General features: G+C 41.7%; 17 protein-coding genes. 15 read left to right on the forward strand and 2 right to left on the reverse strand.

All coding sequences use genetic code 11. The features are described from left to right. The 9 genes from AC4E96_RS12425 to AC4E96_RS12465 form a co-directional block, all read left to right on the forward strand. On the forward strand, positions 1-1,716 hold a 1,716-nt coding region (locus AC4E96_RS12425), incomplete at its 5' end, for a TonB-dependent receptor (protein WP_490256045.1). 483 nt (positions 1,717-2,199) lie between these two features. Further along, entirely contained in the window at positions 2,200-5,085 is a 2,886-nt protein-coding gene (locus AC4E96_RS12430) for a TonB-dependent receptor (RefSeq protein ID WP_490256046.1), read from the forward strand. 95 nt (positions 5,086-5,180) lie between these two features. After that, positions 5,181-6,674 (forward strand): tetratricopeptide repeat-containing sulfotransferase family protein, encoded by a 1,494-nt coding sequence (locus AC4E96_RS12435; protein WP_490256047.1) that lies wholly within the window; start codon positions 5,181-5,183, stop codon positions 6,672-6,674. A 258-nt stretch (positions 6,675-6,932) separates the two neighbouring features. Continuing rightward, the gene (locus AC4E96_RS12440) at positions 6,933-7,700 is read left to right on the forward strand and encodes a DUF3450 domain-containing protein (RefSeq protein ID WP_488031885.1); all 768 of its coding nucleotides are present in this window, start codon (positions 6,933-6,935) and stop codon (positions 7,698-7,700) included. A 6-nt stretch (positions 7,701-7,706) separates the two neighbouring features. After that, positions 7,707-9,068 (forward strand): MotA/TolQ/ExbB proton channel family protein, encoded by a 1,362-nt coding sequence (locus AC4E96_RS12445; RefSeq protein ID WP_488031884.1) that lies wholly within the window; start codon positions 7,707-7,709, stop codon positions 9,066-9,068. Positions 9,069-9,070: 2 nt separating this feature from the next. Then, positions 9,071-9,595 carry a MotA/TolQ/ExbB proton channel family protein gene (locus tag AC4E96_RS12450; RefSeq protein ID WP_488031963.1) on the forward strand — a complete coding sequence of 175 codons (525 nt, stop codon included), beginning with the start codon at positions 9,071-9,073 and terminating at the stop codon, positions 9,593-9,595. 11 nt (positions 9,596-9,606) lie between these two features. Next, on the forward strand, positions 9,607-10,011 hold the full coding sequence (locus AC4E96_RS12455) for an ExbD/TolR family protein (RefSeq protein ID WP_488031883.1): 405 nt from the start codon (positions 9,607-9,609) through the stop codon (positions 10,009-10,011). 1 nt (position 10,012) lies between these two features. After that, positions 10,013-10,627 (forward strand): energy transducer TonB, encoded by a 615-nt coding sequence (locus AC4E96_RS12460; protein ID WP_488031882.1) that lies wholly within the window; start codon positions 10,013-10,015, stop codon positions 10,625-10,627. A 2-nt stretch (positions 10,628-10,629) separates the two neighbouring features. Continuing rightward, entirely contained in the window at positions 10,630-11,892 is a 1,263-nt protein-coding gene (locus tag AC4E96_RS12465; RefSeq protein WP_490256048.1) for a tetratricopeptide repeat protein, read from the forward strand. A gap of 117 nt (positions 11,893-12,009) precedes the next feature. Here AC4E96_RS12465 and AC4E96_RS12470 read toward each other — a convergent pair whose 3' ends face one another. Further along, a complete protein-coding gene (locus tag AC4E96_RS12470) occupies positions 12,010-12,516 on the reverse strand; it encodes a diguanylate cyclase (RefSeq protein ID WP_488031880.1) in 507 nt (168 codons plus the stop codon). Positions 12,517-12,735: 219 nt separating this feature from the next. On the opposite strand from AC4E96_RS12470, the gene AC4E96_RS12475 reads away from it, so the two are divergent. The 6 genes from AC4E96_RS12475 (at position 12,736) to AC4E96_RS12500 (ending at position 18,530) form a co-directional block, all read left to right on the forward strand. Then, the gene (locus AC4E96_RS12475; RefSeq protein ID WP_490256049.1) at positions 12,736-13,263 is read left to right on the forward strand and encodes an HvfA family oxazolone/thioamide-modified RiPP metallophore; all 528 of its coding nucleotides are present in this window, start codon (positions 12,736-12,738) and stop codon (positions 13,261-13,263) included. A gap of 114 nt (positions 13,264-13,377) precedes the next feature. Further along, positions 13,378-14,214 carry an HvfB family MNIO-type RiPP peptide maturase gene (locus AC4E96_RS12480; RefSeq protein ID WP_490256050.1) on the forward strand — a complete coding sequence of 279 codons (837 nt, stop codon included), beginning with the start codon at positions 13,378-13,380 and terminating at the stop codon, positions 14,212-14,214. Beyond that, positions 14,204-15,055 carry an HvfC family RiPP maturation protein gene (locus tag AC4E96_RS12485; protein ID WP_490256051.1) on the forward strand — a complete coding sequence of 284 codons (852 nt, stop codon included), beginning with the start codon at positions 14,204-14,206 and terminating at the stop codon, positions 15,053-15,055. Before AC4E96_RS12480 ends, AC4E96_RS12485 begins: the two co-directional genes overlap by 11 nt. Before the next feature lie 68 nt (positions 15,056-15,123). Next, a complete protein-coding gene (gene apt, locus AC4E96_RS12490) occupies positions 15,124-15,669 on the forward strand; it encodes an adenine phosphoribosyltransferase (protein WP_490256052.1) in 546 nt (181 codons plus the stop codon). Positions 15,670-15,693: 24 nt separating this feature from the next. After that, entirely contained in the window at positions 15,694-18,102 is a 2,409-nt protein-coding gene (gene dnaX / locus AC4E96_RS12495) for a DNA polymerase III subunit gamma/tau (RefSeq protein ID WP_490256053.1), read from the forward strand. A gap of 101 nt (positions 18,103-18,203) precedes the next feature. Further along, the gene (locus AC4E96_RS12500; protein ID WP_488031874.1) at positions 18,204-18,530 is read left to right on the forward strand and encodes a YbaB/EbfC family nucleoid-associated protein; all 327 of its coding nucleotides are present in this window, start codon (positions 18,204-18,206) and stop codon (positions 18,528-18,530) included. A 121-nt stretch (positions 18,531-18,651) separates the two neighbouring features. Here AC4E96_RS12500 and AC4E96_RS12505 read toward each other — a convergent pair. Then, positions 18,652-19,203 (reverse strand): DUF2145 domain-containing protein (locus AC4E96_RS12505; protein ID WP_490256054.1); only part of this gene is annotated, 552 nt, incomplete at its 5' end.

Raw genomic sequence — 19,203 nt, forward strand, 5'->3', positions numbered from 1 at the left:
AAAGACAACTTCTACAACCCATTCGGTAAAGACGTAGTTCGTTCACGTCGTCGTATGTTAGAAGGCGGTCGTTCATTCGAACAAGACATTACTCGTTTCCAACAAGTAATCGGTATCGAAGGTGACATCGGTGAATACTACTATGACGTTAACTATAACTACGGTTATAGCCAAACTGTTGGAAACACATTTGGTCAGCTATACGGTCCAAACCTTTCTAAAGCATTAGGCCCATCTTTCAAAGATGACAACGGTAACATCGTTTGTGGTACTACTGACGCGCCAATCCCAGGCTGTGTGTCAATGAACGTATTTGGTGGCCCAGGTTCAGTTACACAAGAAATGTTAAACTACGTTTCTGCACCTCTAGTAGATGCAGGTAACTACACATTACAAACACTAAATGGTTTCATCGGTGGTGACGTTGTTGATTTACCAGCTGGTGTTGTAACTGGTGGTGTAGGTTTTGAATACCGTAAAGAACAGCTTGAGTCACAAGTTGACTCTGGTAAGTTCATGGATGCGGTAACAGGTAACACTGGCCGTACAACTGGTGGTGAATTCGACGTTACTTCATTCTTTGCTGAATTCAACGTTCCGTTAATTGAAGACGCACCATTTGTTGAATCAATGAACATGCCAATCGGCGTTCGTTACGATGATCACAGCGTATTTGGTGGTGCAGAAACTTACCAAGTTGGTTTAGAATGGAACACAGGTGCTGACCTAATGATCCGTGCTAACATTGGTACATCTTTCCGTGCACCGACTGTTGGTAACTTGTTCTCACCAGCATCAGATTCATTCCCATCAGCAACGGATCCATGTACTGCATCTAACTGGTCTGCATTGACTGCGGAACAAAAAGGTTTCTGTACTGCAGATGGCGTAAAAGCTGGCGGTACTAACAACACTGACTCACAGCAGTTAGCACGTGTTGGTGGTAACCCAGATCTACAGCCAGAAGAAGGCGATACGTACACTGTTGGTTTTGCATGGTCTCCTGAGTTTGTTGAAGGTCTAGGCCTAACATTAGACTACTGGTCAATCGAAGTTGATGGCGTTATCGATTCAATCGGTGCAGCTGATTCACTTAAAGGTTGTTACTTAGGTGGTGTTGAAGCTCTATGTGCTAACGTAAACCGTGACGCACAAGGTGAAATTACATTCGTTCAATCAACTGTAACTAACCTTAGCCGCATGACTGCTAAAGGTATTGACTTTGAAGCGAGCTACAACACTGAGATTGGCGAAGGTGACTTATCTGCAATCTTCTCAATGACTCACTTCTTAGAAAGAGAAAACCAAGTATACAATGCTGAAACTTTCACTTTCGAAATGGAAGACCTAGTTGGTCAGTTCTCAGAAGGTTCTGATACAAGCTACCCAGAAAACAAGTTCAACCTAAGCGTTACTTATAAGCTTGATGAAGTTTCTGTTAACTACACAACAAACTACATCGGTGAACAGAAGTACCAAGAACTTCTATACTGGGGTACTACAGAAGGTCACGAGTACACAGTAGATTCATTCATGTATCACGATATCTCTGCTTCTTATAGCTTTGACTTCGGTACAAAAGTTTCTGTTGGTGTAACTAACCTTACTGACGAACAGCCTCCGTACATCGAGCCGGCGTTCAACGGTAACACTGACGAAAGTAACTACCGTCTATTCGGTACTAGCTGGTTCGCTCGTTTAACTCATAAGTTCTAATCGAGACCAGTTTAAATAAGATTTTCTTATTTACCTCAAAAAGCCCGGCAATTGCCGGGCTTTTTATTAACGCTAAAAGTTAAGTTTTTAACTAGAATAATTTTTCTTTTTACGTTTAATAACAATTCTTTACATTCTGAACTTCATTTTTGCGGAAAATCCTATTCTAAGGATTTGGGCTTTAGATCGCTTTTCTTCTAATAATTTTCTCGTTTCCAAAATTGCAACAATTGAACGTTAGTCCTGTTTCTGTATGTTTTTATTAACTATTTTCCTACTAATGTCTCAACTTAATTCTGTATGAATTTTGTTCGTTTATGGTGCTTTTTCCTAATTGATTGCCAAATTTGGCTTCTGTTGACCTAAGTAAAAATGTGCGATTAACATCAAGAGGTCGATTTGGGCCTGGAAGTTAAGTGCCTTAGACAATTGATAAAAATCAATAAAAGACTGCCATATAAAATGGCAGTACAGGGAGAAATCATGAAATATTTTAAAAGTAGTGTTGCAGCGCTAGCCGTTGCGACTACGTTAGGGGCAGCAATGCCTGCGCTAGCAAACAATACCGACGGTTACATAGGTGGTTCGACAGTCACTGCCAATGGCCAGGATTTGTCTGGTGTTTCTGTTACCATCAAAAACTTAGGTACAGGCCTTACTCGTACCGTTGTTTCAGACACAGACGGTAACTTTCGTTTCCCGCTTCTACCACCAGGTAAGTATTCAGTTGTGGCAAGTAAGGATGGTTTTGATGTTGCCCGAAATGAAATGGTTAATGTGTCTATCGGCGGTCGAACAAATGTAGATTTGGCATTACAACAAACCGGGCTTGAGGTTATCCAGGTTCGTGGTAGTACCATTTCTATGATCGATACAACCTCATCTGAAGCTTCACTTGTTGTCGATCAAGAATTAATTGAGCGAATTCCTGTACCTCGTAATGTCACTGGTATTGCTTTATTAGCACCTGGTACAACCAAAGGTAGTGAAGCTTTTGGTGACCTAGCTTCATTTGGCGGCTCGTCCGTTGCAGAAAATGCGTATTACCTCAATGGCCTAAACATTACTAATTTCCGTAATGGTTTAGGTGGTTCTAATGTTCCTTTTGAATTTTATGATACGTTTGAGGTTAAAACTGGCGGTTACTCAGCAGAGTTTGGTCGTTCTACCGGTGGTGTAGTAAACGCAACAACAAAAGCTGGTACTAACGAGTTTAAAGCTGGTGTCAATATGTATTGGGAGCCAGACGCACTACGTGAACATCATGACGATGTTATTCGTGAAGATGGTTCTATTTATGATGTACTGCATGGTGATAGTTCTGATGAATTCAATGTCAATGTCTATGCAAGTGGCGCATTGATTAAAGACAAGTTGTTCTATTTCGTCCTTCTTAACCCAAGCATGACAGACAATGAACGCGCCGGTCAAAGTACCTTTAATGAAGATTCAGTTGATTCTACATTCTGGGGCACCAAAATTGATTATTATGTTACGGACGATCATTTAGTAGAGTTAACGGCTTTCTCGGATGAGCGTACTACCGAACGAATGCAATATAACTACGATGCAGACACACGCACACGCTTAGGCGACCGTGGTAAGGCTGAGTATAAACGCGGTGGTAACAACTTGTCATTGAAATACACGGGTATCATTACGGATGATTTTACCGTTTCAGCTCTATACGGCATTAATAAATATGACCGTACTAGTGTACCTGCATCGTCAACAGAACCTTTCTTAATTACCGATCTTGATACAGGTGAAAACTTAGGCTCTTGGGTTGTAGGTTCACCGAATCGCGCGGATGACCAACGTACCGTTTTCCGTATTGATGCAGACTATTATTTGGGTGACCACACCATTCGTTTTGGTATTGACCGAGAAGAACTGGAAGCGAATGAAGCGTCGGGCTATTCAGGTGGAAACTGGTTCCGTTATCAAGAAGATCGTGAAGTGGTTCGTGTTCGAGTGTACGAAAATGCAGGTAGCTTTAAGACAGAAAGCAACGCTTTCTACATCCAAGATACGTGGACAGTTAACGACAATTTAACCCTTAACGTAGGCTTGCGTAATGAGTCGTTTGAGAACTTTAATGTTGAAGGCGATGCGTTTGTTGAAATTGACAACCAGTGGGCTCCTCGTTTAGGCGCCGCGTATGATGTTAATGCCGATGGCACTTCGAAAGTATACGCCAACTTTGGTCGTTACTTCTTGCCTATTGCAACAAATACTAATTTACGTATGGCCGGTGCAGAATTCTTCACTCAACAATACTGTGACGTTGTCTCTATTGATGATAATGACGTACCAACGACAGAAAACTGTGGTTCAATTCGCTACTACGCCGATGGTGAAGTAGCCAATACCGGTCAAACCGTCAACAAAGACATCGAGCCTATGTACCAAGACGAATTCATCTTAGGTTACCAGTTCGAAGTCAATGATGATTGGTCTGCTGGTATTCAAGCGACTTATCGTACCCTTGGCTCATCAATTGAAGATATCGCAATTGACTACGGTTTTGATGTCTCTCTAGGTGGTGACGGCACTGGTTCAGTTTGTACTGAATGTTCTGGCTTCCACTATTATGTATTAACAAACCCTGGTACATCTGACGTTACAATCGACACTGATCCAGATGGAGACGGTCCACTACCATTCGGTGAGTACACAATACCAAACGCAGACATGGGGTACCCTGAAGCAGAACGTGATTACACAGCAATCGAACTATCTGCTGAGCGTGCATGGGATGATGTTTGGAGTATGAGCATTAACTATGTTTGGTCTAAGAGTGAAGGTAACAACGAAGGTTTCGTTCGTTCAGACAATGGTCAGGATGATGCTGGTATTACTACTAACTTTGACCAACCTGGATTGACCGATGGTGCTTATGGTTACTTGCCAAATGACCGTCGTCATTCACTCAAATTGTTCGCAGCGTATGCGGTTAATGACAAACTACGTTTCGGCACAAACTTTATCTGGCAAAGTGGCGCACCTAAGAGTGCATTTGGTTTCCATCCGACAGATGTATTCGCTTCTTACTATGAAGCTGAATCGTTTGCGAAAGATGGCAAAATTGTACCTCGTGGTAGCTTAGGCAATTTATCGAATACGTGGAATGTTGATTTAAGTGCAACTTACGATTTAGACATTTCTGATTTAGATGTCACGTTACGCGCTGATATCTTCAATGTATTCAATAACGATGAAGTAACTATGATCAACCAAGTGGCTGAACAATACGGCGGTACGGGTGACCAAGGCCAATACCTAGGTGTTCCTTTCCGTGATTTCGGTCAAATTGATGGTCGACAAGAAGCTCGTTCAGTTCGTCTTTCTGCATCAATCCGTTTCTAATAAGAATGGTACCTTTGCAAAAAGTCTATTGACTTTATGAGACTGAAAGCCAACCATCAGGTTGGCTTTTTTATTCGATTTAATAGGGAGTTACAATGAATTCAGCCCACTATGAATTGGCAAATAGTCTGCTCATTGATGTTGAAAAAGGAAGGAGAAGCGAGCTAACGGCTAAAATCAACCAATTGCTTAAGGAAAATGCAGAGTTGGGGAGCTTATGGGGCGGCGTAGCTAAATTAGCAATGACCATTGGCGATGATGCGTCAGCGGCAAAAACAGCGCTTCGCTACTTTAACGCCAATAAACATAAAGGTGAATCGGTACTACTGCAAACACTGAGCGTACTCGGTGAAACAGGGAGATTGTCTATCGCTAAAGAGCTTACTGAATCTATTTCAACTCAAACAAATAGTGCTCAACTGGCACATTTTTGTGGCGTAATTGCAAGCCAACTTGGTGAGTTTAAGTTAGCCAAACAGTACTTTAACCGGGTCTTAACGTTAAGCGCTGTATCTACACCCACGATGTTAAGCCTTATGGCAATAGCGAGCCCTGAAGAAGCAAAAGAGTTACTGGTTAAATTTCAGGCCATGCAGCAAGAGGTGCAAGAACAGTCACCGATATTTCAAATTCAGTATTTTTACGCCCTTTCAAAAGGTTATGAACTTATTAATGATGAAGAAAACGCGTTTGAATTTGCAAAAAAGGCCGCTGAGTTAGGTAAAGAAAAGATTAGAAACCAGTCTTATGAAATCGGTGAAGAATTTCAACTAACACGTTTAATCAGCGAGTTTTTCAACGAGGATTTTGTCGCCAAATACACCGTTGATATTGAAGATGAAGATACAGAACCTAATCCGATTTTTATTTTAGGCTTACCGCGAAGTGGTACGACCCTATTATCCCAAATACTAACCCAAAGTGAGAAGGTTATTGGTGGTAAAGAGTTCAATTATTGTCGCCGAAGTCTTTTGCCGCTGTCGCTAAAACAAATTATACACTCCGTGAATGACAGCAAAGACCCGAATGTTATTAAAGCCATCGTCCAACACTTCAGATCAGAATATTTGTATCGACTTCGTTCGAATCAAGGCGAAGGGGAGTATTTTGTTGATAAGTCCCTAGACTTAACACGCTATACGGGCCTGTTAGCTGCAGCATTTCCAAAGGCCAAGTTCATACACATCAGCAGAACACAAAGAGATGTTGCTTGGTCGTGCTATAAACACTTCTTTAATAAAGGAGTACCTTGGAGCTATGACCTTGCTGAAACCAAGCATTTTTTTGATGATTTTGATATGCAAATTAAGCATTGCCAGACTATTCTTTCTAACAGACTTTACGATGTGCAATATGAGTTATTGGTAAAAGAGCCAATAAAAGTTATGTCTAACTTATCAAGATTTATTGGAACTTCTTTTTCCGATATTGAGTCAAAGCTTTCAAGTGACGAAAACGGATTTGTGCCTGCTCCAGGTGCTAGCGTAGCGACAAATAGTTTGTTTCAAGTAAGACAACCACTTAGTAGTCGCTTTGTTGGTTCGAGCAAGCCTTATGAACGTCACTTTAACCTGTTCTCTTGTGAATAGAGCGGCAAAAGTTTAGTAAATTAGCGCATTGGTAAAACAAATAGATTACAAAGAGAGTGGGTAAGAAACAAACATTACTAAAATGTGGTTAATAACTAGTCAGAAAAGGCCCTTTAATAGTAGGTCCAAGTTATTGATCATTGACATTAGTGGTGATGTTTGGGAGACTCGGCGGTGATTATTCGTGAAAATTATATGCACGAATAGAGAGTATTTACTCAATTTTAGAATTTTAAACACATACATTGGTTGGGAACTATGTCAAAGATGAAACTAAGTCTAGTGGCTTCTGCTCTAGTAGGAGCGGTGACATTTGCCGGTTCTGCACTCGCTGCAGATCCATTGGAGCAATTGCAAGCAGCTGAGATCAAAATTAATAAAGCATCAGCTAAATCGCAAACAAAAATCAACAGAATTCAAGAACAAACAACGGAAATGGCACTTGAGTACCGCGACGTTGTTGACACAACTGAAATCAACAAAGTTTATAACGACCATGTTGCTAAATTAGTGGCTGCGCAAAACGCAGAAATCGCTTCTTTAGAAGGTCAAATTGCTGAGATCGAAAATACTAAGCGTAACATCGTTCCGCTTATGTACCGCATGATCGATATGTTAGAGCAATTTGTTGCTGCTGATATTCCAATCAAGCTAGAAAGACGTACAGCTCGTGTTGAGAAATTACGTGAAGTTATGGTTAACCCTAACGTAAGTACTTCTGAGAAGTACCGTCAGGTATTAGAAGCGTACGAAATCGAAAAAGATTACGGTACAGCGATGGAAGCGTGGGAAGCGACTGAAACTTTCGACGGTCAAGAAATCACTGCTGACTTTGTACACGTTGGTCGTATTGCGCTAATCGCACAATCAAAAGACCTTAAGAATGCATGGGTGTGGAACAACACAACTCGCAGCTGGCAAAAAGTAGGTGATGAGTACCTTAAAGACATCACTTTAACGATTCGTATGGCGCGTAAGCAAGCTCCATATGAGTTAATCAAATTACCAATTTTCGCTGCGGAGTAATTACACATGAAAAAGATTCTTAATTCATTGGTATTAGCCGCTGCCGTTGCTTCAGTTGGCTTTACTGCAACTGTTAACGCTGAAGGCAAACTTGACCAGCTTCTTGAGCAAGTTAAAAAAGACCGTCTTTCTGAAGGCGCGTTAAACAAAAAGCGTGAACAAGAGTTCCAATCTGCTAAAGCAGATAAACAAGCGCTTCTAAATAAAGCTAAAAAAGAACTAGCTAATGAAAAAGCACGTGGCGAGCGTCTTCAAAAAGAATACGCACAAAACGAAAAAACATTAGCTATCCGTGCTCAAGAGCTTCAAAACGCTCAAGGTACACTTGGTGAAATGTTCGGTGTTGTACGTCGTGCAGCAAGTAACACTATCGGTTCTATCTCTGCTTCAATCATCTCTGCACAATACCCTGGTCGTGCTGAGCTATTAACTGAATTAGCAGAAGCTCGTGAACTTCCAACAACTCGTGAATTAGAAGAGTTATGGATTGCTTTACAAACTGAAATGACTGAATCAGCTAAAGTTGTTAAGTTCCAGAAGGAGGTTGCTGCAACTGGTGGTGGTTCTACAACTGAAAACATCACACGTGTTGGTGCATTCAACCTAGTTACTGATAGCGGCAGCTACGTTATCTACAACTCAGACGTTCAAGTTGTTCAAGCTCTTGGTAAAGAAGCTGAAGCTCACTACCGTGCATCTGCAGAAGAGCTAGCTAACGCTTCTTCAAACGAACTTGTTCCTTTCTACGTTGACCCTTCTCGTGGCGGTATCTTGCGTCTTAACACGCAAAAAGCGACGCTTGAAGACCGTTATCACCAAGGTGGTACTCCAGGTTACGTAATCACTGTTGTTCTAGCATTTGGTTTATTACTAGCTCTGCGTAGCTTAGCGATTACTATGTCTGAAAGCTCAAAGATCAAGTCACAGCTTAAAAACCCAGATAACGTATCTGAGAACAACGCTCTTGGTCGTATCCTTACGGTTTACCGTGACAATAAAGACACTGACGTTGAGAACTTAGAACTTAAGTTAGACGAAGCTATCTTACGTGAAACGCCACGTATCGAAAGCGGCATCAACACAATCAAGATTCTTGCTGCAGTAGCACCTCTACTAGGTCTACTAGGTACAGTTATCGGTATGATCGAAACGTTCCAGCAAATCACATTGTTCGGTACAGGTGACCCGAAACTAATGGCTGGTTCAATCTCAATGGCATTGGTAACAACAGCAATGGGTATCATCGCTGCACTACCACTAATTTTCACTCATAGCATCGTAGCAGCACGCGCTAAGTCAATCATTCACATCCTTGACGAGCAAAGTGCAGGTATCATTGCAGCGCATGCTGAGAAGGAGAAAGCGTAATGATGATTTACCTGATGGGCCTATGGGAATCCGTCAGGGATTTTATCGGCACGGGCGGCTTTGTATTGTACTTTGTCGCCGCAGCTCTTCTTGTTATGTGGGCGTTAATGATTGAGCGTTGGTGGTTTTTAACCGCTGAGTTCCCAAAAATTAGTAAAGGTATTATTGCTAAGTGGGACGCTCGAGCTGACACTACATCTTGGAGTGCGCATAGAATCCGTGACGCTTGGGTTTCCGAAGCATCCGAACTTTTAAATGCAAGAATGTTAATTATTAAAACTCTTGTTGCTATGTGTCCGTTAATCGGCCTACTAGGTACGGTAACCGGCATGATTACAGTATTCGATACTATGGCAACACAAGGTACTGGTAACCCACGTTTGATGGCATCTGGTATCTCAATGGCAACAATTCCGACAATGGCGGGTATGGTTGCAGCCTTATCTGGAATCTTTTTCAGCTCAAGGCTTGAGACAAGAGTTAAAGTGGCAAAAGAGAAGCTAGTAGATAGCTTGCCACATCATTAGGAGATTGAACTATGGCACGTAAACAACGTTTTCGTGATGACGAAGATGCAGCAATTGACATGACTCCGATGCTAGACATCGTATTCATCATGCTTATCTTCTTTATTGTTACGACTTCATTCGTGAAAGAGGCAGGTATCGATGTATTAAAGCCAAAGGCTTCAAATGCAACGAACAAGCCTTCAGCTAACATCTTTATTGCAATCAAGCCAAATGGCGATGTACACATGGACCGTCGTCAAGTTGACATCGAACGTGTTGCAGCGAACATCGAGCGTATGATTGCAGAGCAACCTACTGATACAGTTATTATCCAAGCGGATAAAGACGCTAAGCACGGCGTTGTTGTTAAAGTAATGGATGCGATTAAGTCAGCGGGTATCGAAAAGATTTCTATCGCAGCGGAGAAAAAGTAGTATGTTGAGATTTATTGCATCAATCATCGTTGGTGTAGTAATCACATTCGGCTTGTTCGTATTTATGGCGGAACTTATTAACAGTGGTAGTAAGTCCCAAAATAATGCAGTTGAAAACATCATAGTCGAAATTAATACTACACCGCCGGAGAGTGAGACAAGGCAGCGTAACCGTGTTCCGCCGCCACCTCCACCTCCACCTAAGCAACCGCCTAAGCCGCAGCAGCCTGAGCCAGAACCTCAGATTGCAGATGCGGGTGGTGTATCTTTTAACATGCCTTCAGTTAATGTAGGCGGAGCCAACGCTGGTTTAAGCGGCCCAGGTGCGTTAGTACGTGACGGTGATGCAACACCAATCGTACGTATCGAACCTAAATTCCCGCCTAAAGCGGCTCGTGATGGTATCGAAGGTTGGGTTCAACTTAGCTTTGATATCAACACGATTGGTGGTGTTGAAAACGTACAAGTAATTAACTCAGAACCTCGCCGTGTTTTTGACCGCGAAGCGCGTAAAGCCCTTAAGCGTTGGAAATACAAGCCAAAGGTCGTTGACGGTAAGCCAGTTCGTCAAACTGGTCTACAAGTTCAATTAGACTTCAACTTAGACGGAGCATAAAAATGAAAACATCAACTATGTTGTCAGCTTTATTAACGTCATTGGTACTTATGTCTGCGCCTTTCGCTCACGCGAAGGTGCCGGCGGACAAGGTAGCAGAAGTTGAGAAGCGTAAAAAAGAACGCGGTGGCGAAGTTCTTGGTGCTCGCATCGGTAAGAAAGTGGGTAAAGCTTTTGAGCTATACTCAGAAGAAAAAATTACTGAAGCGCTAGCTCTATTATTAGAGTTAGAGCCAAAGAGTGACTTCGACAAAGCGTACGTCGAACGTTTTATTGGTAACATGTATGCAACACTTCAAAAGCCAAATGAAGCGCTTGAATACTTGGTTCGTGCTGAAAAGTTAGACCGCTTGCCTTTTAGAGATCACAGCGATGTCTTAAAACTGATTGCGGATTTAAACCTTCAGGAAAAGAACTACGATAGTGCGATTGAGTACTACCAAAAGTTCTTAGATTTCACGTTAGACAACAATGCGGACGTCTACTTCCGTATGTCTAACTCATACTATGAGTTAGGTAAATATAACAAAGCGATAGAGCACGCTCGTAAAGCAATTCAGTTTGCTGAAGAGCCTAAAGAAAACTACTACGTTTTGGTTATGGCGTCTTACTATGAAATGAAAGACAACGTGAACGCGACAAAAGCTACTGAAGACTTAGTTCGTAATTTCCCAGAAAACAAGAGATGGTGGCCACAACTGGGCAGCTTCTACTCGTTAACGGAAGATTATGAAAAAGGTCTAGCGACAATGTCAATTGCTTACAAAAATGGTTTCTTAGAAAAAGAAAACCACTTTAAGCAAACAGCTCAGTTATATGCGACTCAAGGTGTGCCGTTTAAAGCGGCGCAAATCCAAGAGAAGCACATGAAAGCCGGTGACATCAAACGTAACGAGCGTAACCTAAGCGCTTTAGCAAGCACATACCGCAATGCTAAAGAGTTTGATAAAGCTGCTAAGTACTATGGCGAAGCTGGTGATGTGAGCAAAGATCCTGACTACTATCGTCGTCAGGGTGATATGTTATTAGTTGCTGAAGACTTTAAAGCGGCAATCAAAGCGTATGAAAAAGCATTAGACGGTGGCATCAAGAAGAAAGGTACTGTTTACCTATCTATCGCAGATGCTAACTATCAGCTTCGTGACTTCAAAGAAGCTTACGTTGCGATTAACGAAGCCGTTAAAGACAAAAATACTGCCAAGTCAGCGAAAGCATGGGTTGGTTATATCAAAGACGCTGCAGAGCGTAATGGTGTGAAGCTTTAATAGCTTAGTAATTTGTTATATATAATAAAAACCGTCCATTTGGGCGGTTTTTTTATGTCATTTATTTGCTATCTGTATAGTGCATTAACTATAAATCATTGAATTAATAAAGAGCATTTAGTGAAGCTTAAAGTATTTTAGCTTATAGGCGTTTTTACCTTTTAACTCAGCCTCATCGGCTAGTTCTTCAGTCAAACGAAAGACTTCATCTGGTGCGATTTCGTTATTTGGCAACACATTTAAGGCACCAATTGATAAATCACTAGTATGTGGCATCGTAGACATTGCAATTTCTGCATCTTCCAAAATGCGTGTAATGATCGTTTCTGTTCCTTCCTCATCTAAGTTAAATACACCTATAGCAATTTCGTTACCCTGAAACCGGCAAACTAAATCAGTTGCTCTTTTGGTGCTGTTTTTAATAGCATCCGAGATCATTCGAAAGGCAAGTTTATCATCTTCTCGATTGGGATTTAGGTGTGGGTGAATAATAATGACTGACAATGCATCTCGCTCGCGCATCATCCTGTGCCATTCTCTTTGAAATACTTCGGCGAAGTAGTCTTCACTGTAAAGTCCAGTAAGACTATCGCGAAAAGACGTTTGTAATTGGTTAAATATCATGTGCAAGACCTCCAATCATGTAGTAAAAGTATAGTCTGGATTGACTAAATATCGATTCTTCCGTTGCAAGTTACTTTTGCGAAGAAATTTGATGGTTTTAGTGAGTCAAAAAACGGAAATTTAGGCTAATTTGAAATATTGTTGTATCGAATAGGGTCTATTAAACTGAACTATAAATCGCTTATACAATTTATTAATGATTAGAATGGAAGGTGGAACATGAATACTAATAAAAAAGCAACGGTAGCGGCGTTTGGATTGGCGGCATTGGCAACATCATCAATTGCATCGGCACAAACTATGGAGTATCAAGCAACTGCCTTGAGTCAAGGCTATCAAGTTAGCAGTATGGAAGGTAAGTGCGGCGAAGGAAAGTGTGGCGAACACAAAGCCAAAGATAAAGCTAAGAAGGTCAAAGAGGCTAAATGCGGCGAAGGTAAGTGTGGTGAGGGGAAATGCGGCGAAGGAAAATGCGCTGGCGCACACTCAAAAGCCAAAGCGAAAGAAATGGCTACCAAAGCTAAAGAAGGTAAATGTGGTGAAGGTAAGTGTGGCGGCGATCACATGAAAGATAAAATGAAAGCTAAGGCAAAAGACAAAGTTGCTAAGGCCAAAGAAGGTAAGTGTGGCGAAGGTAAATGTGGCGGCGATCACATGAAAGATAAAATGAAAGCCAAGGCCAAAGATAAAGTTGCTAAGGCCAAAGAAGGTAAGTGCGGCGAAGGTAAATGTGGCGGCGCTAAATAATCAAGTTACGTTAACTTTATTGTTCTAATGTGAATACAGCCAGTAATTCTGGCTGTTTTTATTTTAAGAAGGCCTTAATGGGGCATAATAATTAAGAATGGTGAGAGAGGAAGTATGTTAACCGGTGCAGGATTAGGTTATCGACGAGAAATGATTAGGCTAAATCAAGCGATTATCGATTCAGATATCGACTTCATAGAAGTGGCCCCAGAAAACTGGATGCCCATGAATAGTCAATATCAACGTAACCTCAAAGAGCTAAGTCAACAGGTCCCACTGTCTACTCACGGTCTCTCTTTATCTATTGGAAGTCCTGACCCATTGGATGAGTCCTTTGTTAAGCAAATCAAGCAGTTTTTAGATGACTTTAATGTTGTTCATTACACTGAACACCTAAGCTATTGCTCGGCTGAAGGACACATGTACGACTTAATGCCAATCCCTTTCACAGAAGAGGCTGTCCGCTATGTTGCTGAGCGCATTAAACGCGTACAAGACATCTTAGAGCGTCCAATCGCAATTGAAAACGTGTCTTATTATTTGGCACCGTCCAATGAGATGTCAGAGGTCGAATTTACCAACGCAATCCTTGAAGAAGCTGACTGTCAGCTTTTACTCGATGTTAATAACGTTTTTGTTAATAGTATAAATCACAGGTATGACGCGAAGAAGTTTATTGATGCAATGCCAAGTAAGCGTATCGCTTATGGCCATATTGCTGGCCATTATGATGAAGCAGACGATTTGAAGGTTGACACTCACGGCAGTCCAGTTATTGAATCGGTTTGGTCGTTGCTTCGATATGCCTACCAAAAGCACGGTACATTTCCAACGTTATTAGAGCGAGATTTCAATATTCCACCTTTTGATGAGTTGGTCACAGAAGTTGAAAAAATAAAATCAATTCAGCAATCCGTCAAAGCAAGAGGGAGTGATAAGAATGGGCGATAACTTTAGGCAGATTCAATTAGAGCTCGCTCAGCAGATAAGAAATGGCGAAGAGGCAACTCAATTCGAGTCTAGACGGTTGGGAATTTATCAATCTTTGTTTTACAACAATATAGAAGGGTTTTGTGCCAATGCATTTCCTGTTCTTAAATCGATTTTAGACAATCAAGTTTGGCATAATTGGGTTCGCAGTTTTTTTATAAATACGAATAATCACTCGCCGTTTTTTAGCGAAATTGCCGAACAATTTTTGGAGTTTATAGCGGAACAAGCAAATAACGGTGATTCAACTGAAGAGCAATATAGTGTCTTAAATGATAAACCGTGGTTAGTGGAGCTGGCCCATTATGAGTGGGCAGAGTTGTATGTATCGCTGCAAGAAGGGACACAATTAACTGCTAAAGCAGATTGCTTTGTTAGCGAGCCACAATTGTCGCAATTAGTGAGCGATGATTTATTTACCGTTGCGCCTTCGGCTTTACCCTTAGCCTATCAACACCCAGTCCAAACAATCAGTGCTGACAACGCAAGTGAAATACCACAAGTATTAACGACGCTTATTGTCCACCAAGCGCCTATTAACAACAGTACAGAGTTAGCCCATGCAGTAGGTTCAGATATTGAATTTGTTCAGACTGATCCGTTAACCATTCATTTATTAAGTTTTCTTCAACAAGAACCTCAATTATCTGATAATGAAATCGAAGTAAGTGGCCACACACTTAACGATATGGTTTTGTTTTTGACCTCCCCGTCAATTGGACTTGAAACAAACCAAGCAGAAGAATTTTTACAAAAGGCATTACCCGATTTAGTCGAGCGTGGTGTTTTAATCATCGAATAACAAAAATAATCGGGTAAGGTGTTTTTCATCGTTAAGGCTTCTGGCATACTTAATTCAAAATAAAATCAATGGAAACCGACATGTCGGATTTGATCAAAAGCAGTATTAAAACCATCCCAGATTACCCAAAGCCAGGCATTCAGTTTCGCGATGTCACTTCTTTGATGCAAAACGGTGAAGCGTTCGCCGCTACTATTGACGCATTCTTTGAAAAATACAAAGGCGCAGGCATCACGGCAATCGTTGGTACAGAGGCTCGTGGTTTTATTTTTGGTGCGCCATTGGCCTATAAATTAGGCATTTCATTTGTTCCCGTTCGCAAGCCTGGTAAATTACCGAGGGAAGTTTTTTCACAAGCTTATCAATTAGAGTACGGCGAAGATATTCTTGAGCTTCACACTGATGCATTAACTAGTGAGGATAAAGTATTGATGGTCGATGACTTGTTGGCGACGGGCGGTACAATTGAAGCTACAACGAAGCTGATTCGTAAGCTAGGTGCGACAGTTGTCGATGCCTGTTTTGTTGTGAACCTGCCTGATTTGGGTGGTGAAGCTAGGCTGAACAAACTTGATATTAACTGTTTTAGTTTAACGGCCTTTGACGGCGAATAAAGAATTGAAGGCGGACACACAGGCATGAGTTATCAAGTATTAGCAAGGAAGTGGCGCCCAACTAAATTTTCGGAATTAGTCGGACAAGAGCACGTCAAATCAGCCATCATCAACGGCCTAACTCATCAGCGTACGCATCATGCCTATTTGTTTACAGGAACTCGAGGTGTGGGTAAAACCACGATTGCTCGAATCTTTGCTAAAAGTCTCAATTGTGAAACCGGTGTGTCTTCCGAGCCATGCGGTACTTGCTCTGTTTGTTTAGATGTTGATGCAGGTCGCTTTGTTGATTTGATTGAAATCGATGCCGCATCACGTACTAAAGTCGGTGATACGCGAGAAATTCTTGATAACGTCCAATACGCGCCAACGCGTGGCCGTTACAAAATCTACCTTATTGACGAAGTGCACATGTTGTCTCGTCATAGCTTTAACGCTCTATTAAAAACCTTAGAAGAGCCGCCAGAACACGTTAAATTCTTGTTTGCGACAACGGATCCACAAAAGCTACCAGTAACCATATTGTCGCGTTGTTTGCAATTTAATTTACAAGCATTGTCTGTCGTCCAAATCGCAACACAGCTACAGAATATTTTAAACGCTGAAAACATTCCGTTTGAACAATCGGCTATTGAACTTTTGGCCAAATATGCCAGAGGCAGTATGCGTGATGGCTTAAGTTTGACTGACCAAGCCATCGCACAATCTGGACAAAACATCACGCTTGATATTGTTCAACAAATGTTGGGCACGGTTGATCAATCATGGAGTTTGCAGATTATGCAAGCCGTGATCAATCAGAGCAGCGATGACCTTGTTGCTCTATTCCAACGTCTTCAGCAACAACAGCCAGACTTTATCAAAGTTCTTGATGATTTGATTACTCTGACTCACCAGGTGGCGATGTGCCAATTAGTGCCTGCTGCCGCTCAGTTGAGTGAAGAAAATGAAGCGGCCATTACACAGTTTGCAAAACACCTCTCACCGCAACAGGTACAGGTGTATTATCAGATGCTTTTGCAAGGCAAAAAAGAGCTGGCTTATGCAGTTAGCCCAGCTTCTGGCCTTGAAATGACGTGCTTGCGATTACTTGCTTTTTCTCCTGCGGCACCAGAACAACTTAAGGCTGATACGAGCGAAAAAAAAAACGCTGATGTAGTCACACCCCTTTCGGTTGTTTCTAAACCTGTCGTTGACCTAGAAACCACTGAAGCTGAAAATGAAAATAAAGATGCAGCCTCTGGCACAGAACTAAGCTCACCGTCAGAGCCAGATAAGCCTCAAAATGAGAGTGCAGACGTCAAAGTCGAATTAGAAGCGCCTAGAGTAAAACCTGACTCAGAGCCACCTGTAATAGACTCTGATACAGATCAAACAAAGCCAGAGCTTTCAGAGGCGGATTTAGAACATCAAGTTCCAATGTCTGCCGAAGCCTTGGACTCAAACCAAGTAAACAATGAGCAAGGCTCTCCAGTAACAGAGCCTAAAAACGCTTCCAGTGAGGCCGTTAAACCAGCTCGTGAACCTCAGCAAAATGACACAAGTTCGGATGCTCCGCCGTTAGATGCTTATGCCGACTACCCAATGGCAGAAGAAGACTACGACAGTATTGGGACAGAATATGATTCTGTTAATACGTCTGGCAACGCTTCCTCCCAGAGTACTTCTACTGTGAGTGCAGATACTGGAAATGTCGCTGCTGAGAGTGCTGCTGTTGAGAGTACTACTGTTGAAAGTGTTGAAGCGCCAGTTGCCTCACACCATGATTTACCAGATGAAGACAACCCAGTACTAGCGATATTAGCGGCTCGAGGTGTTAATTTAGCGCCGGGCACCAGCTCTGAAACAAATAAGACTAGTCAGTCAAACTTGGAGTCAACGTCTTCAACTCAAGCAAGAGAAGCTAATCAAGCTGAAAACCAACCATACGATACCAATCAAAAGACGACGGAGCCAGGACAAGAATCAATACCGTCGAATGAATCAGAAGCTCCAGCCGTAGAAGTCGTTCCTGAACCAGAACTATTGCCCGTTGAGTCTGAAGAAGTGCGCTATGCACATCAAGTCGACAAATGGGCTTCAATGATTGAGCAATCGGGATTGATGGGCTTGGGTCGCCAACTAGCCTTGAACAGCGAAGTGAATATTAACGGAGACACCATCGAGCTTGTGGTGCGTCAAGAGTTTGCTCACCTTCTTAATGAGCGATCTGAGCAAGAACTAACAGATGTTGTTTCGAGAATGGTGCCAGCTTCCGAGTTCATCATTAACAAGAGCGCGGTGACGATGACAGCGCCGTCTGATATTCAACAAAATATCAATTTGAATCGACAAGAGCGGGCAGAGAAGTCTATAGAGCACGATCCGACCGTGCAAATGTTACTGAACGAGTTTGACGCTAAGGTGATTCCTGACTCAATTAAACCACTGTAATCATTTCACCAGGAATTTTTATGGTATTATACGGCAACAGAATTTAAGACTAAGTAGTCGGTCATAAATAGATACGTGACCAAATGAAAGAGGAAACGAATATGTTTAAAGGCGGAATGGGCAACTTAATGAAACAAGCCCAGCAAATGCAAGAAAAAATGCAAAAAGCACAAGAAGAACTAGCCAAAATGGAAGTCGTTGGTGAAGCTGGTGCCGGTCTTGTAAAAGTTACGATGTTGGGTAGCCACAACGTAAAGCGCGTTGAGCTAGACGACTCTCTAATGGAAGACGACAAAGACATGATTGAAGACTTGTTAGCCGCAGCAGTAAATGATGCGGTTCGTCGTGTTGAAGAAATGAATAAAGAGCAAATGGGCAAACTTACAGGTGGCATGGGCATGCCTCCTGGGATGAAGATGCCGTTCTAATCTTGAACATCTAAGCTCGCGGTAATGCTTTACTTCGAGTCAAAAAAGCTCAAGTAACTTTCTAAGTACTTGAGCTTTTTTTATGTTTAAAATTCTTATACAGCCAATATAGCTAAACAAGTTAACTAGATTTCATTTGTTGGTAATCCAAAATGTGCATACCTTTTTGCAAGTCATAAGTTTTTAAATACTCAGCAATACTTGTAAATGTGGTTGTGTACTTTTTACGTCCATGATCTGATGTTTTTATCCCATCCACGAATAGGCCACCTAATGCCAATTTTATAGGCGAAATATTAACTCTTTGTGGCGTGAAAAACTGCTTCGTAGCCGACTTTATCGCTTTCATATCTGTTGTATTGTAAATCGCTGAGTTAATCATATTTAAAGTATGCTCAGTACAATTTTGAAACTTATTATTATTTGGGTTAGCTATTAATGAGTATTTAGGGTTGTGAAGCTTTTCATGGTTACCTTTTTGAATTGCTTCAATAAGTTTAAATTGAAGTTCATCCGAAGGGATAATAATGCCAGTTTTTAGTTCGTGAACACCCCAAAAGAAATCGACCGGGTAATCAATCACTATTTCACTACGATCTGCGTTTCCAGGTTTTTGATACAAGTTATAGATAGCATAACCCTTGGCCGTTTCTCCATTGTCCAAAATAATATT

It is taken from the genome of Psychrosphaera sp. (assembly GCF_982872775.1).

Coding starts and splice junctions, on each gene's coding strand:
- apt (WP_490256052.1), top strand. CDS start 15,124: ATGGAAACCGACATGTCGGATTTGATCAAAAGCAGTATTAAAACCATC.
- AC4E96_RS12475 (WP_490256049.1), top strand. CDS start 12,736: ATGAATACTAATAAAAAAGCAACGGTAGCGGCGTTTGGATTGGCGGCA.
- AC4E96_RS12450 (WP_488031963.1), top strand. CDS start 9,071: ATGATTTACCTGATGGGCCTATGGGAATCCGTCAGGGATTTTATCGGC.
- AC4E96_RS12470 (WP_488031880.1), bottom strand. CDS start 12,516: ATGATATTTAACCAATTACAAACGTCTTTTCGCGATAGTCTTACTGGA.
- AC4E96_RS12440 (WP_488031885.1), top strand. CDS start 6,933: ATGTCAAAGATGAAACTAAGTCTAGTGGCTTCTGCTCTAGTAGGAGCG.
- AC4E96_RS12460 (WP_488031882.1), top strand. CDS start 10,013: ATGTTGAGATTTATTGCATCAATCATCGTTGGTGTAGTAATCACATTC.
- dnaX (WP_490256053.1), top strand. CDS start 15,694: ATGAGTTATCAAGTATTAGCAAGGAAGTGGCGCCCAACTAAATTTTCG.
- AC4E96_RS12445 (WP_488031884.1), top strand. CDS start 7,707: ATGAAAAAGATTCTTAATTCATTGGTATTAGCCGCTGCCGTTGCTTCA.
- AC4E96_RS12435 (WP_490256047.1), top strand. CDS start 5,181: ATGAATTCAGCCCACTATGAATTGGCAAATAGTCTGCTCATTGATGTT.
- AC4E96_RS12465 (WP_490256048.1), top strand. CDS start 10,630: ATGAAAACATCAACTATGTTGTCAGCTTTATTAACGTCATTGGTACTT.
- AC4E96_RS12455 (WP_488031883.1), top strand. CDS start 9,607: ATGGCACGTAAACAACGTTTTCGTGATGACGAAGATGCAGCAATTGAC.
- AC4E96_RS12485 (WP_490256051.1), top strand. CDS start 14,204: ATGGGCGATAACTTTAGGCAGATTCAATTAGAGCTCGCTCAGCAGATA.
- AC4E96_RS12500 (WP_488031874.1), top strand. CDS start 18,204: ATGTTTAAAGGCGGAATGGGCAACTTAATGAAACAAGCCCAGCAAATG.
- AC4E96_RS12480 (WP_490256050.1), top strand. CDS start 13,378: ATGTTAACCGGTGCAGGATTAGGTTATCGACGAGAAATGATTAGGCTA.
- AC4E96_RS12430 (WP_490256046.1), top strand. CDS start 2,200: ATGAAATATTTTAAAAGTAGTGTTGCAGCGCTAGCCGTTGCGACTACG.